At 73.4% G+C, this 12,225-nt stretch carries 9 protein-coding genes; 4 read left to right on the forward strand and 5 right to left on the reverse strand.

Annotation, left to right across the window (positions count from 1 at the left end):
- Positions 1-135: 135 nt before the first annotated feature.
- The 4 genes from glgX to ITJ44_RS02165 all read left to right on the forward strand — a co-directional run bounded on the left by glgX (position 136) and on the right by ITJ44_RS02165 (position 7,933).
- The gene (gene glgX / locus ITJ44_RS02150) at positions 136-2,340 is read left to right on the forward strand and encodes a glycogen debranching protein GlgX (RefSeq protein ID WP_194633133.1); all 2,205 of its coding nucleotides are present in this window, start codon (positions 136-138) and stop codon (positions 2,338-2,340) included.
- Positions 2,337-4,688, forward strand: coding sequence for a malto-oligosyltrehalose synthase (gene treY, locus ITJ44_RS02155; protein WP_194633134.1), 2,352 nt, complete (start codon positions 2,337-2,339; stop codon positions 4,686-4,688). The genes glgX and treY overlap by 4 nt, the downstream gene beginning before the upstream one ends.
- Entirely contained in the window at positions 4,685-6,487 is a 1,803-nt protein-coding gene (gene treZ / locus ITJ44_RS02160) for a malto-oligosyltrehalose trehalohydrolase (RefSeq protein WP_194633135.1), read from the forward strand. Before treY ends, treZ begins: the two co-directional genes overlap by 4 nt.
- A gap of 132 nt (positions 6,488-6,619) precedes the next feature.
- On the forward strand, positions 6,620-7,933 hold the full coding sequence (locus ITJ44_RS02165) for a UDP-glucose/GDP-mannose dehydrogenase family protein (RefSeq protein WP_194633136.1): 1,314 nt from the start codon (positions 6,620-6,622) through the stop codon (positions 7,931-7,933).
- A gap of 34 nt (positions 7,934-7,967) precedes the next feature.
- Here the strand turns inward: ITJ44_RS02165 and ITJ44_RS16060 are convergent, their stop codons facing one another.
- The 5 genes from ITJ44_RS16060 to ITJ44_RS02190 form a co-directional block, all read right to left on the reverse strand.
- The gene (locus ITJ44_RS16060) at positions 7,968-8,453 is read right to left on the reverse strand and encodes a DUF4190 domain-containing protein (RefSeq protein ID WP_194633137.1); all 486 of its coding nucleotides are present in this window, start codon (positions 8,451-8,453) and stop codon (positions 7,968-7,970) included.
- An 11-nt stretch (positions 8,454-8,464) separates the two neighbouring features.
- A complete protein-coding gene (locus tag ITJ44_RS02175; RefSeq protein WP_194633138.1) occupies positions 8,465-9,757 on the reverse strand; it encodes a DNA polymerase IV in 1,293 nt (430 codons plus the stop codon).
- Positions 9,758-9,824: 67 nt separating this feature from the next.
- Positions 9,825-10,790 (reverse strand): oxygenase MpaB family protein, encoded by a 966-nt coding sequence (locus ITJ44_RS02180; RefSeq protein ID WP_194633139.1) that lies wholly within the window; start codon positions 10,788-10,790, stop codon positions 9,825-9,827.
- A 117-nt stretch (positions 10,791-10,907) separates the two neighbouring features.
- Complete coding sequence (locus tag ITJ44_RS02185; protein WP_194633140.1) at positions 10,908-11,441, reverse strand: DUF1697 domain-containing protein; 534 nt, start codon at positions 11,439-11,441, stop codon at positions 10,908-10,910.
- A 64-nt stretch (positions 11,442-11,505) separates the two neighbouring features.
- Entirely contained in the window at positions 11,506-12,207 is a 702-nt protein-coding gene (locus ITJ44_RS02190; RefSeq protein WP_370551597.1) for an FAD-binding oxidoreductase, read from the reverse strand.
- Positions 12,208-12,225 lie beyond the last annotated feature (18 nt).

Raw genomic sequence — 12,225 nt, forward strand, 5'->3', positions numbered from 1 at the left:
GGTGCGTCGCTGCGTCGCATCCGGCCTCCCCGCCGCTGCGGCCCCGCGGATCCACCGCATTGCCCCGCCCCCGACGGACCCCGCGCGCACGCGTGCGCGCCGCCGGCGGACGAGTCGACCCAACTGGAGGACCACTTGCACACCTGGCCCGGAAACCCCTACCCGCTCGGCGCGACCTTCGACGGGAGCGGCACGAACTTCGCGCTCTTCAGCGAGGTGGCCGAGAAGGTGCAGCTGTGCCTCATCGAGGAGGACGGCACCGAGACCCGCGTGGACGTGACGGAGGTCGACGCGCACGTCTGGCACTGCTACCTCCCCCACGTGCAGCCGGGTCAGCGCTACGGCTACCGCGTCACCGGGCCGTACGAGCCCGAGGCCGGGCACCGCTCGAACCCCGCGAAGCTGCTGCTGGATCCCTACGCCAAGGCCACCTGCGGCGAGTTCGACTGGGACCCGTCCCTGTTCGCGTACGACTTCGGCGACCCGTCGAGCCGCAACGACGAGGACTCGGGCCCGCACATGATGCTCGGCGTCGTGGTCAACCCGTTCTTCGACTGGGACGGCGACCGGCTCCCCCGCACGCCCTACAGCGAGACCGTCGTCTACGAGGCGCACGTGAAGGGGCTCACCCAGCTCAACCCGCGGATCCCCGAGGAGCTGCGCGGCACCTACGCCGGCATCGCGCACCCCGCGGTCATCGACCACCTGCAGAAGCTCGGCGTGACCGCCATCGAGCTCATGCCCGTGCACCAGTTCGTCCAGGACAACACGCTGCTGGAGAAGGGGCTCCGCAACTACTGGGGCTACAACACCATCGGGTTCTTCGCGCCGCACAACGCCTACTCGTCCACGGGCGAGCTCGGCCAGCAGGTGCAGGAGTTCAAGTCGATGGTGCGGGCGCTCCACGCGGCCGGCATCGAGGTCATCCTCGACGTGGTCTACAACCACACGGCCGAGGGCAACCACCTCGGGCCGACGCTCTCCTTCAAGGGCATCGACAACCAGGCCTACTACCGGCTCATGGAGGACGACCCCACCTACTACATGGACTACACCGGCACGGGCAACTCGCTCAACGTGCGCCACCCGCACGCGCTGCAGCTGATCATGGACTCGCTGCGCTACTGGGTCACCGAGATGCACGTCGACGGGTTCCGCTTCGACCTCGCCTCCGCGCTCGCGCGCGAGTTCTACGACGTCGACAAGCTCGCCACCTTCTTCGAGCTCGTGCAGCAGGACCCGGTGGTGTCGCAGGTCAAGCTCATCGCCGAGCCCTGGGACGTGGGCCCCGGCGGCTACCAGGTGGGCAACTTCCCGCCGCAGTGGACCGAGTGGAACGGCAAGTACCGCGACACCGTGCGCGACTTCTGGCGCGGCGAGGCGTCCTCGCTCGGCGAGTTCGCGGCGCGCATCACGGGCTCGGCCGACCTCTACGAGCACTCCGGCCGCCGACCCGTCGCGTCGATCAACTTCATCACCGCGCACGACGGCTTCACCATCGCCGACCTCGTCTCGTACAACGAGAAGCACAACGAGGCGAACGGCGAGGGCAACGCCGACGGCGAGAGCCACAACCGCTCGTGGAACATGGGCGTGGAGGGGCCGACCGACGATCCGACGGTGCTCACGCTCCGCGGCCGCCAGCAGCGCAACATGCTCGCGACCATGATCCTGTCCCAGGGCGTGCCGATGATCCTGCACGGCGACGAGCTCGGCCGCACGCAGCAGGGAAACAACAACACGTACGCGCAGGACAACGAGATCAGCTGGGTGCACTGGGACCAGGCCGACCAGCCGCTCGTCGAGTTCACCGCGTCCGTCGTGCGGCTCCGCAAGGAGCACCCGACGTTCCGACGCGGGCGCTTCTTCGACGGCCGACCCGTGCGCCGAGGCGAGGGCGAGCCGCTGCCCGACATCGTGTGGCTCGACGCCGACGCGACCCCGATGTCGGACGACGACTGGGAGTCCGGCCTCCGCGCGATCGGCATGTTCCTCAACGGGAACGGGATCCGCGGGCGCGACCGCCGCGGCGAGGACATCTACGACACCCACTTCCTCCTGTACTTCAACGCGCACGACGAGCCGGTGTCGTTCACGTTGCCGTCGGACGAGTACGCGGACGCGTGGGAGACCGTGATCGACACCGCGGGCGTCGGAGCCGACTCGACGGCCCTCCGCGCGAGTAGCGTCGTGGACGTGGCAGCCAAGGCGCTCGTGGTGCTGCGCGCCTACACGGAGCCCGAGGTGGAGCCCGACCACTCGGTCGCGGCGAGCCTCGCCGTCCTCACCCACGCGCAGGCCGACCGGCCCGCCGCAGACCCAAGGAGCGACATCAGTTGAGAACCCCCATCTCCACCTACCGGTTCCAGGTGCGGGAGTCGTTCGACCTCGCCGCCGTGGCCGAGCAGCTGCCGTACGTGAAGGACCTCGGCGCGGACTGGGTGTACCTCAGCCCGATCCTCGCGGCCGAGCCCGGATCCGACCACGGCTACGACGTGGTCGACCACTCCCGGGTGGACCCGTCCCGCGGTGGAGCGGCGGGGCTGCAGGCGGTCGCGGATCGCGCCCACGCGCTGGGCCTCGGCGTCCTGGTGGACATCGTCCCCAACCACGTCGGGGTCGCCACGCCCGTCGAGAGCCTCTGGTGGTGGGACCTGCTCACGCACGGCACGGCGAGCCGCTACGCCGACGCGTTCGACGTGGACTGGGACTTCGGGCAGGGCAAGGTGCGGATCCCCGTCCTCGGCGACGGCGAGTCCGAGCTCGACGAGCTGGCGCTGGTGCGCGGTGACGACGGCACGGTGGAGCTGCGCTACTACGACCAGCGGTTCCCGGTCGCGCCCGGCACCGCCGAGGACGACGGGGACGCCCGCACGGTGCACGAGCGCCAGTCCTACGAGCTGATCAACTGGCGCCGCGCGGACGCCGAGCTCAACTACCGCCGGTTCTTCGCGGTCAACACGCTCGCGGGCATCCGCGTGGAGCTGCCGCGCGTCTTCGAGGAGTCGCACGCGGAGATCTCGCGCTGGTGCCGCGACGGCCTCGCCGACGGCCTCCGCGTCGACCACCCGGACGGCCTGCTCGACCCGAAGGGGTACCTCGACGACCTCGCCCGCCTCACGGGCGGCGCGTACGTGCTCGTGGAGAAGATCCTCGAACCCGGCGAGACCCTGCCCACCGACTGGGCGACCGCCGGCACCACCGGCTACGACGCGCTCGCGGAGATCGACCGCGTGCTCGTCGACCCCGACGGCCAGGTCGAGCTCGACCACCTCGAGGCGTCGCTGCGCGGCCTGCCGCAGGGCGAGCTCACCAGCTGGGCCGACATGATCCGCGGCACCAAGCGCGGCATCGCCGACGGGATCCTCCGCAGCGAGGTGCTCCGGCTCGAGCGGCTCGTGGAGGACGCGCCCGCGGACGCCGCGGACGCGCTCGCCGAGCTCCTCGCCACCTTCCCCGTGTACCGGAGCTACCTGCCGGGCGGGCTGGCGCACCTCGAGGAGGCCGCCGAGGCCGCGCGCGCGAGCCGCCCCGACCTCCTCGCCACCATCGACGCGCTGATGCCGCAGCTCTCCGACCCGTCCACGCGCGTCGCCCAGCGCTTCCAGCAGACGAGCGGCATGGTCATGGCCAAGGGCGTCGAGGACACCGCGTTCTACCGGTACTCGCGGCTCGTCTCGCTCAACGAGGTCGGCGCCGACCCGTCGATCTTCGCCATCGACGTCGACGACTTCCACGCCCGCCAGCAGGAGCGGCACCGCATCGCGCCGCACGCCATGACGACGCTCTCCACGCACGACACGAAGCGCGGCGAGGACGTGCGCGCCCGCATCGACGTGCTCTCCGAGACGCCCGAGGCCTGGCGCGACGCGCTCGGCCAGCTCCGCGAGGTCGCGCCCACCGGCGACGGCCCGTTCGAGAACCTGCTCTGGCAGACGCTCGTCGGCACCTGGCCGGCGTCGCGCGAGCGCCTGCACGCGTACGCCGAGAAGGCGTCGCGCGAGGCCGGCGACTCGACCACGTGGACCGCGCCCGACGAGGCGTTCGAGGAGCGGATGCACGCGCTCGTCGACGCCGCGTTCGACGACCCGCGCGCCCGCACGATCGTCGCCGGGCTCTACGACCGGCTCTCCGGCCCCGGCTGGTCGAACTCCCTGGCGGCCAAGGCCATCCAGGTCACCGCGCCCGGCATGCCCGACGTGTACCAGGGCAGCGAGCTGTGGGAGACGAGCCTCGTGGATCCCGACAACCGCCGCGCGGTCGACTTCGGCATGCGCCGCGCCGCCCTCGACGCCGTGCTCACGGGCGCCGAGCCCGCGATCGACGAGACGGGGGCCGCCAAGCTCCTCGTCACGGCGCGCGCGCTCCGCCTCCGCCGCGACCACCCGGAGCTGTTCACGGGCTACGACCCCGTGCGCGCGACCGGCGACGCCGCCGCCCACGTGATCGCCTTCGACCGCGGCGGCGCGATCACCGTCGCGACCCGACTGCCCGTCGGCCTCGAGACCGGCGGCGGCTGGGGATCCACGGCGATCACCCTGCCCGAGGGCGAGCTCGTCGACCACGTGAGCGGCCGTCGCCTCGACGGCGGGCGCGTGTCCGTCGCGGCCCTCCTCGCCGACTACCCGGTCGCGATCCTCGCGCCCGCATCCACCGCATCCGACATCACCCCCGGGAGCCGAGCATGACCGACGACCGCTTCGACATCTGGGCCCCGAAGGCCCGCACCCTCGCCCTCTCCGTGGGCGACGAGCGCCTGCCGCTCTCGCCCGTGGGCGACGGCTGGTGGACCCTCGACGCCGACCGCGCCGAGGCCCTCCCCTCCGGCGACCTCGACTACGGCTACCTCGTGGACGACGGCGACACCGCCCTGCCCGACCCGCGCTCGCGTCGCCAGCCCGACGGCGTCCACGGCCGCTCGCGCACGTACGACCCGTCGTCGTTCGCGTGGACGGACCAGGCGTGGACCGGCCGCCAGCTCGCCGGCGCCGTCATCTACGAGATGCACATCGGCACGTTCACGCCCGACGGCACCCTCGACTCCGCCATCGACCGGCTCGACCACCTGGTCGCGCTCGGGGTCGACCTCGTGGAGGTGCTGCCGGTCAACGGCTTCAACGGCACGCACAACTGGGGATACGACGGCGTCCTCTGGTACGCGGTGCAGGAGACCTACGGCGGACCCGAGGCCTACCAGCGCTTCGTCGACGCGTGCCACGCGCGCGGCCTCGGCGTCGTGCAGGACGTCGTGTACAACCACCTCGGACCGTCCGGCAACTACCTGCCCGCCTACGGCCCGTACCTGCACGAGGCCTCGGCCAACACGTGGGGCTCCAGCCTCAACCTCGACGGCGAGGACTCCGGTCCCGTCCGCGAGTACATCATCGACAACGCGCTCATGTGGCTCGGCGACTACCACGTCGACGCGCTGCGACTCGATGCGGTGCACGCCCTCGTCGACCACACGGCGACGCACCTCCTCGAGGAGCTCGCGGTGCAGGTGGACGTCCTCTCCGCGCACGTCGGCCGGCCGCTCACGCTCATCGCGGAGTCCGACCTCAACGACCCGAAGCTGATCACCTCGCGCGAGGCGCACGGCTACGGGCTCGACGCGCAGTGGAGCGACGACTTCCACCACGCCGTCCACGTCGCCCTGACGGGTGAGACGACCGGCTACTACGAGGACTTCGCGTCGCTCGGGGCGCTCGCCAAGGTCATCACGCGCGGCTTCTTCCACGACGGCACGTGGTCGTCGTTCCGCGGCCGCGTGCACGGGCGCCCGCTCGACACCGAGCGGATCCCCGCGCACCGCCTCGTGGTCGCGAACCAGAACCACGACCAGATCGGCAACCGCGCCACCGGCGACCGCCTCTCGGCGACGCTCGACGAGGGGGGCCTCGCGCTGGCCGCGGTCCTCACCCTGACGTCGCCCTTCACGCCCATGCTCTTCATGGGCGAGGAGTGGGGTGCGACGACGCCGTGGCAGTTCTTCACCTCCCACCCCGAGCACGACCTCGGCGAGGCGACCGCCACGGGCCGCATCGCGGAGTTCGCGAAGATGGGCTGGGACGAGTCGGTCGTGCCGAACCCGCAGGACCTCTCGACCTTCCAGGACTCGAAGCTCGACTGGTCGGAGCTCTACGGGACCGAGGCCGCCGACTCGCCGCACGCGCGCCTCTTCGCGCTGTACGGCGAGCTGATCCGCCTGCGTCGGGCCCACCCGGACCTCACCGACCCCCGGTTCGCCGAGGTCGAGGTCGAGGTGCACGAGGAGGCGCGCCTGCTCGTGATGGACCGCGGCGAGCTGTCCATCGTCGTCAACCTGTCCGACGAGGAGCGGCGCGTGCCCGTCGTGGGCGAGCGTCCGGCGCTGCTGCTCGCGACGGCCCCGGCCGTCGCCCTGGGTGACGACGAGGTGGTGCTGCCCGCGCGCTCGGCCGCGATCCTCGGCCCGGTGGCCGACTCCGCCGAGGCGCTGCTGGCCTGATCGACCGCTCGGGGGCGGGTCGGACGCGGCGCGCGAGCGCACGCCCGGCCCGCCCCTGGCACGTCACATGCCCGTGATACGGTGCCGACGCCGCGGCCCGGCGGCCCTCCCCACCATGTGAAGGACACCCCTGTGCGCATCTCCGTCATCGGCTGCGGCTACCTCGGCACGGTCCACGCGGCGTGCATGAGCCGCCTCGGGCACGACGTGGTCGCGATCGACGTGGACGCCGCGAAGATCGCCTCGCTGCAGACCGGCGTCGCGCCGTTCTTCGAGCCCGGCCTGCCTGACCTCCTCACCGAGCAGCTGGCGACCGGCCGTCTCCGCTTCACCACCGACACGGCGGAGGCCGCCGGCGCGCAGGTGCACTTCATCGCCGTCGGCACGCCGCAGAAGCGCGGCGAGAACGCCGCCGACATGACCTACGTGGACGCCGCGGTCGACGCGCTGATCCCCCACCTGGCGCCCGGCGACGTCGTCGCCGGGAAGTCGACCGTGCCCGTGGGCACCGCGCGGCGGCTGGCGGAACGCATCGCCGCGCGCGTCCCCGGCGCGACGCTCGTCTGGAACCCGGAGTTCCTGCGCGAGGGCTTCGCGGTCGAGGACACGCTCACGCCCGACCGCTTCGTCTACGGCCTGCCAGCCGGCGAGGCCGGCGAGGCCGCCCGGTCGGCGCTCGACGAGGTCTACGGCGCGGCCCTCGGCACCGGCACCGCCCGCGTCACGACCGACTACGAGACCGCCGAGCTCGTCAAGGTGTCCGCCAACGCGTTCCTCGCCACGAAGATCTCCTTCATCAACGCCATGGCGGAGGTGTGCGAGGCCACCGGCGCCGACGTCACCCAGCTGGCGGACGCCATCGGGTACGACGACCGCATCGGCCGCCGCTTCCTCAACGCCGGCATCGGCTTCGGCGGCGGCTGCCTGCCCAAGGACATCCGCGCCTTCATGGCGCGGGCGGGCGAGCTCGGCGCCGACCAGGCGCTCACCTTCCTCCGCGAGGTCGACTCCATCAACATGCGCCGGCGCGTGCGCGCGGTCGACGTGGCGCGCGAGGTCTGCGGCGGATCGCTGCTCGGCCGCAACATCGCGGTGCTGGGCCTCGCCTTCAAGCCGGAGTCGGACGACGTGCGCGACTCCCCCGCGCTCAGCATCTCCGCGCAGCTGCAGCTGCAGGGCGCGCGCGTGCTCGCGACGGATCCGTACGCCAACGAGAACTCGCGCCGCCGCTTCCCGGAGCTCACCTACGTCGACACCTGGCAGGAGGCGGCGCGCGACGCCGACGCCGTCATGGTGCTCACGGAGTGGAAGCAGTACCGCGCGATCGACCCCGCCGAGCTCAAGGCCATCGTGACGACGCCCGTGATCGTCGACGGACGCAACTGCCTGGATCCCGTCGCGTGGCGCGCCGCCGGGTGGCGCTACCGCGGCATGGGCCGGCCCTAGCCCGCGCGCGGCGCCCGCGCCCCGGCGCGGCGGATCAGCGCGGGGTGGTGGCCGCGATGCCGAACAGCGTGCCGCCCGCGACGATGATCGAGAGCACGAACGCGACGGGGATGAGCAGCAGCAGGCCGTTGAGGACGAGTCCCGTGATGGCGAAGCCGCGGCCGGCCGGCTCCTTGCGGAACCCGACGATGCCGAACACGAGGCCGATGAGCGGGCAGAGGAACGTCCAGAAGAAGAACACCGAGACGAGGCCCAGGATCATCGACGTGAGGCTGAGGCCCTTGGGCGGCGCGACCGCGTAGACCGGCTGGCCCCAGGCGACCGCAGCCGGGGAGGGCGGGACCGGCGCGGGCGCGAGGCCGTAGGGAGCCGCGGCGGACGCCGACGGGTACGGGTGCTGCGCGACGGGAGGCGCCGGGGCGGCGGTCGCAGCGGGCGCCGGGACCGCTGCCTCCTCCCCTGCGGCTACGCGGTCGACGGGGACCTGGTCGTCGGGGGTGGGCGCGGCGGGATCGGTCATGGTGGTCCTCGTCAGTCGGGCGGGTGTCCGGCGAGGTTACCGCGCGCGGCCGCCTCGGTGCGCGGATCCGACACGGTCGCCCGCTTCGCTCCCGGCTTCCGGAGCAGCGACGCGGGGCCGATGGCGCCGCGCCCGAAGCGCTCCGCCGCCTGGTCGACCGTGCGCTCGGCCTCGCGCCAGCCCTCGTCGGCGTCCCACAGTGCGACGGCGCGGTTGTCGGCGTCGTCGAGCTGCTCCGCGCGCACGCCCACGAGCCGGATGCGGTCGCCGGGCCGGGCGACCTGCTCGTAGACGTCGCGGATCTCGTCGTAGATGCGGCGCGCGACGTCGGTGGGCTCCGACAGGGTGCGGGACCGGGTGATGGTGCGGAAGTCGGAGTAGCGGAGCTTGAGCGAGACGGTGCGCGCCGTGACCCCGGCGCGCCGCAGCCGCTCGGCGACGCGCGTCGCCTGGCCGAGGAGCTCGCGGCGCACGATCTCGGGATCCGTCACGTCGTCATGGAACGTGTTCTCGTGCCCCATGCTCTTCTCCTCGCGATGCGTGGTGACGCGCCGGGGATCACGCCCCCAGGAGAGGTCGTGCAGCCGGGCGCCCGCGGACTCGCCGAGCATCGACTGCAGCGCGGGCAGCGGCGTGTCCGCGATGTCGGCGACCGTGCGCAGGCCGCGCCGCACGAGGGCCTCCTCGGTGGTCCTCCCGACGCCCCACAGGGCGCCCACCGGCAACCCGTGCAGGAACGGCAGCGTCTCGGCGGCGGGGATGACGAGCAGGCCGTCGGGCTTGCAGCGGGTGCTCGCGAGCTTCGCGACGAACTTGGTGGACGCGGCGCCGACCGAGCAGGTGAGGCCGGTCTCGGCGTGCACGCGGCGCCGGATCATCGCGCCGATCTCGGCGGGCGAGCCGAAGAGGCCCCGTGCGCCCGCCACGTCGAGGAACGCCTCGTCGATGCTGAGCGGCTCGACGAGCGGCGTGACATCCCGGAAGACGCCCATGACGACGCGGGACCAGTGCGCGTACTTCTCCATGTGCCCGCCGATGACCGTGGCCTGCGGGCAGAGGCGCAGGGCCTGCGCCATGGGCATGGCCGAGCGGACGCCGAAGCGCCGGGCCTCGTAGGTGGCGCTCGTGACCACGCCGCGCCCCGACGACCCGCCGACGATGACCGGGGTGCCGCGGAGCTCCGGCCGCTCGAGCAGCTCGACGGCGGCGAAGAACGCATCCATGTCGACGTGGAGGATGGTGGCCTCGGAGTCGTCCGCGCTCGCGTCAGACGTGCGCCTGGTGGATCCGTCCTGCCTGCTCATCTCGTGTCCACGCTAGCCCGGGCCGCCGACATCGGCCGCGCGGGCGGATCCCGGCGGGTGCGCGCGATCAGGCCGCGGGCTGGGCGCGGTGGCCGGCGTCGCCGGACGACGACCCGCCGGGAGCGGCCTGCAGCCGCGCGATGCGCTTCAGCGCGGCCTGGTGGCTGGTGGACTGGTCGCCCATCACGCGCCCCGCGACGCCCAGCATCACGCGGGTCGAGGCGAGCGCCGGCAGCGGGAACGGGCCGAACGACGCCCGGTCCAGCCCGAGCAGCTCGCGGTACCGCGGCTCGAGCGACGCGACGGCGCCCGCGAAGAGCACGCGGTAGGCCGGCAGCATGGACGGCCGGAGCGGCGGCTCGCGGAGGAAGGAGATCGTCTCGCGGGTCCGCTCGTCCGCGCGGAGGAGGCCCTGGTCGTGGAACGCGTCGATCTGCGCGTGCAGCTCGGCGTGCGAGCGCGGCGGCGCCTCGACGCCCATGAGCTCGCCGGCCTTCGCCCACTCGGCGACGTAGCGGTCGGGTCCGCCGGGGATCGGCGGCCCCCACTGCATGTGCGTGCTGAGGAACGCGTCGGTGAAGACCATGTGCACCCAGGCGAGGAGGTCGGGGTCGTTCGCGCTGTAGGGGCGCTCCACGCCGCGGCCGTCGACGAACGTGCCCTGCACCTTGCGGTGGTAGCCGCGGACGCGCCTGCTGACGTCGACCGCCGTGTCCCGGTCGCCGAACGAGGTGGTGATGACCCAGCGCACGGTGCCGGCGAGGCGGCCGAGGGGATCCTCCCGGTAGCGCGACCAGTCGTGGACGCCCGCCATCGCGCCCGGGTGCAGCGTCTGCATGAGGAGGGCGCGGATCCCGGCGACGAGCGTCGGCATCCCGCCGTGCACGGCCCAGACCGCGGAGCCGGGGCCGAACCAGCCCGGGTCGTCACCGAGCTCGAGGTCCTGGATCCACTGGGGTCGCCCCTCGGAGTCCGCGGAGAACGTCTCCAGGATGTGGGACTTCCAGCGGTCCGCGAATCTGCTCACGTCCACGAACCTATCCCCCTGCCCGCGCGGTGAGGAGGCCGCGACGCCCCCGATGCCGAGCGGTCCGGGCCGGGCTCCCGGGCATCACCCCCGTACTGGGGGACGCGAGTCCCGTCGCCGCGGTCAGCCGTCGAGGAGCGCCACGAGCGCGGCCACCGTCCGGGCGTTCCTGGCCGTGACCGACGCCCCGAGCCCGCGCCAGAAGGCCGGAGGGACGCGCGAGGCCGACACGCCGTCGGGGTGCCAGGAGTAGACCGCGTCCGACGCGACCTCGACGAGGTCGGGGGCGATCGAGGCGGCGGGAGGCGCGGCGGGCAGCGGATCCAGGGGGCGGTCCAGGAAGGAGACGAGGAGACGGCTCGGGTCGTCGGCGACCGGGCCGAACGGGATGCCGGCGGCGATGCGGCGGAAGTCGGCAGCGGGCAGGAGGTGCACGTCGGCGGTCACGCCCGTGGCGAGCCGCACGGCGTCCTCGATGGCCACGGCGGCGCCCCGGCCGCTGGGCCGCTCGTGGTCGACCACGGCGTTCCCGCTCCGCAGGTGCGTGCGCACGCCCAGGTAGCCGAGCCCCGCGAGCACCGCGGCCAGCTGCGCCATCGGCACCTGCTTCGCCCGTCCGACGTTGATCCCGCGCAGCAGCACGACCGATCGCTCCATGCGGCACCCGCTCCCGGCGGCTCCGTCGCCGTCGGAACCAGTCTGGCCCGGCCGTGCGCCGGCGTCACTCCCCCGACGGGCCGAACTGCTCGATGCGGATCGTCTCGCGGCCGACCCCGGCGTCGAGCAGCAGGCGCGCGGCCCCGCCCGCGAAGGCGGTGGATCCGCACACGAACGCCATCCGCGCGCCCGCGGCGAGCTCCGCGACCTCGTCGGGGCGCAGGCGACCGAAACCGCGCGCGCCGTGCCGCTCGCGCGTGGTCACGACGAGGGCGCCGGCGGCCTCGAGCTCCGCGCGGCACGGGACGTCCGCCGCCGTGCGCGCGGAGACGGCCACGCGGACGAGGTGCGGGACGCCGAGGTGCCGCGCGTGACGGACCATCGACACGAGCGGCACGGCTCCCGTCCCGCCGCCCAGCGCGACCGTCGGCGTCGCGCCGTCCCAGACGAAGAATCCGCCGATGGGCAGCCGCATCTCGATCGCGTCGCCCACGCGGGCGACGTCGGCGAAGAACCCGCTCACCTCGCCGTCCTCGTAGCGCTCCATGAGCAGCTCCACGCCCTCCTCGTGCGGCGCGGACAGGATCGAGTACGAGCGCTGCGCGGTGTACCCGTCCTCGGCGCGCAGCCGCACGACGCAGTGCTGGCCGGGGAGGTGCGGGATCCGGTCGGGCACGTCGAAGCGCAGCAGGACGGTCGTGGGCGTCGGGTGCTCCAGCGCCGTGATCGTCGCCGTCCGCCACTCGCCGCCGACGGAGGCCGGCACGGCGGGCGCCGCCGCCTC

This window comes from Clavibacter sp. VKM Ac-2873 (genome assembly GCF_015351075.1).
GTDB lineage: Bacteria > Actinomycetota > Actinomycetes > Actinomycetales > Microbacteriaceae > Clavibacter.

What these genes read in the sequence shown, in the direction of transcription:
- ITJ44_RS02185 (WP_194633140.1), bottom strand. Translation starts at nt 11,441, where the DNA reads ATGGAGCGATCGGTCGTGCTGCTGCGCGGGATCAACGTCGGACGGGCG.
- ITJ44_RS16060 (WP_194633137.1), bottom strand. Translation starts at nt 8,453, where the DNA reads ATGACCGATCCCGCCGCGCCCACCCCCGACGACCAGGTCCCCGTCGAC.
- treZ (WP_194633135.1), top strand. Translation starts at nt 4,685, where the DNA reads ATGACCGACGACCGCTTCGACATCTGGGCCCCGAAGGCCCGCACCCTC.
- ITJ44_RS02175 (WP_194633138.1), bottom strand. Translation starts at nt 9,757, where the DNA reads ATGAGCAGGCAGGACGGATCCACCAGGCGCACGTCTGACGCGAGCGCG.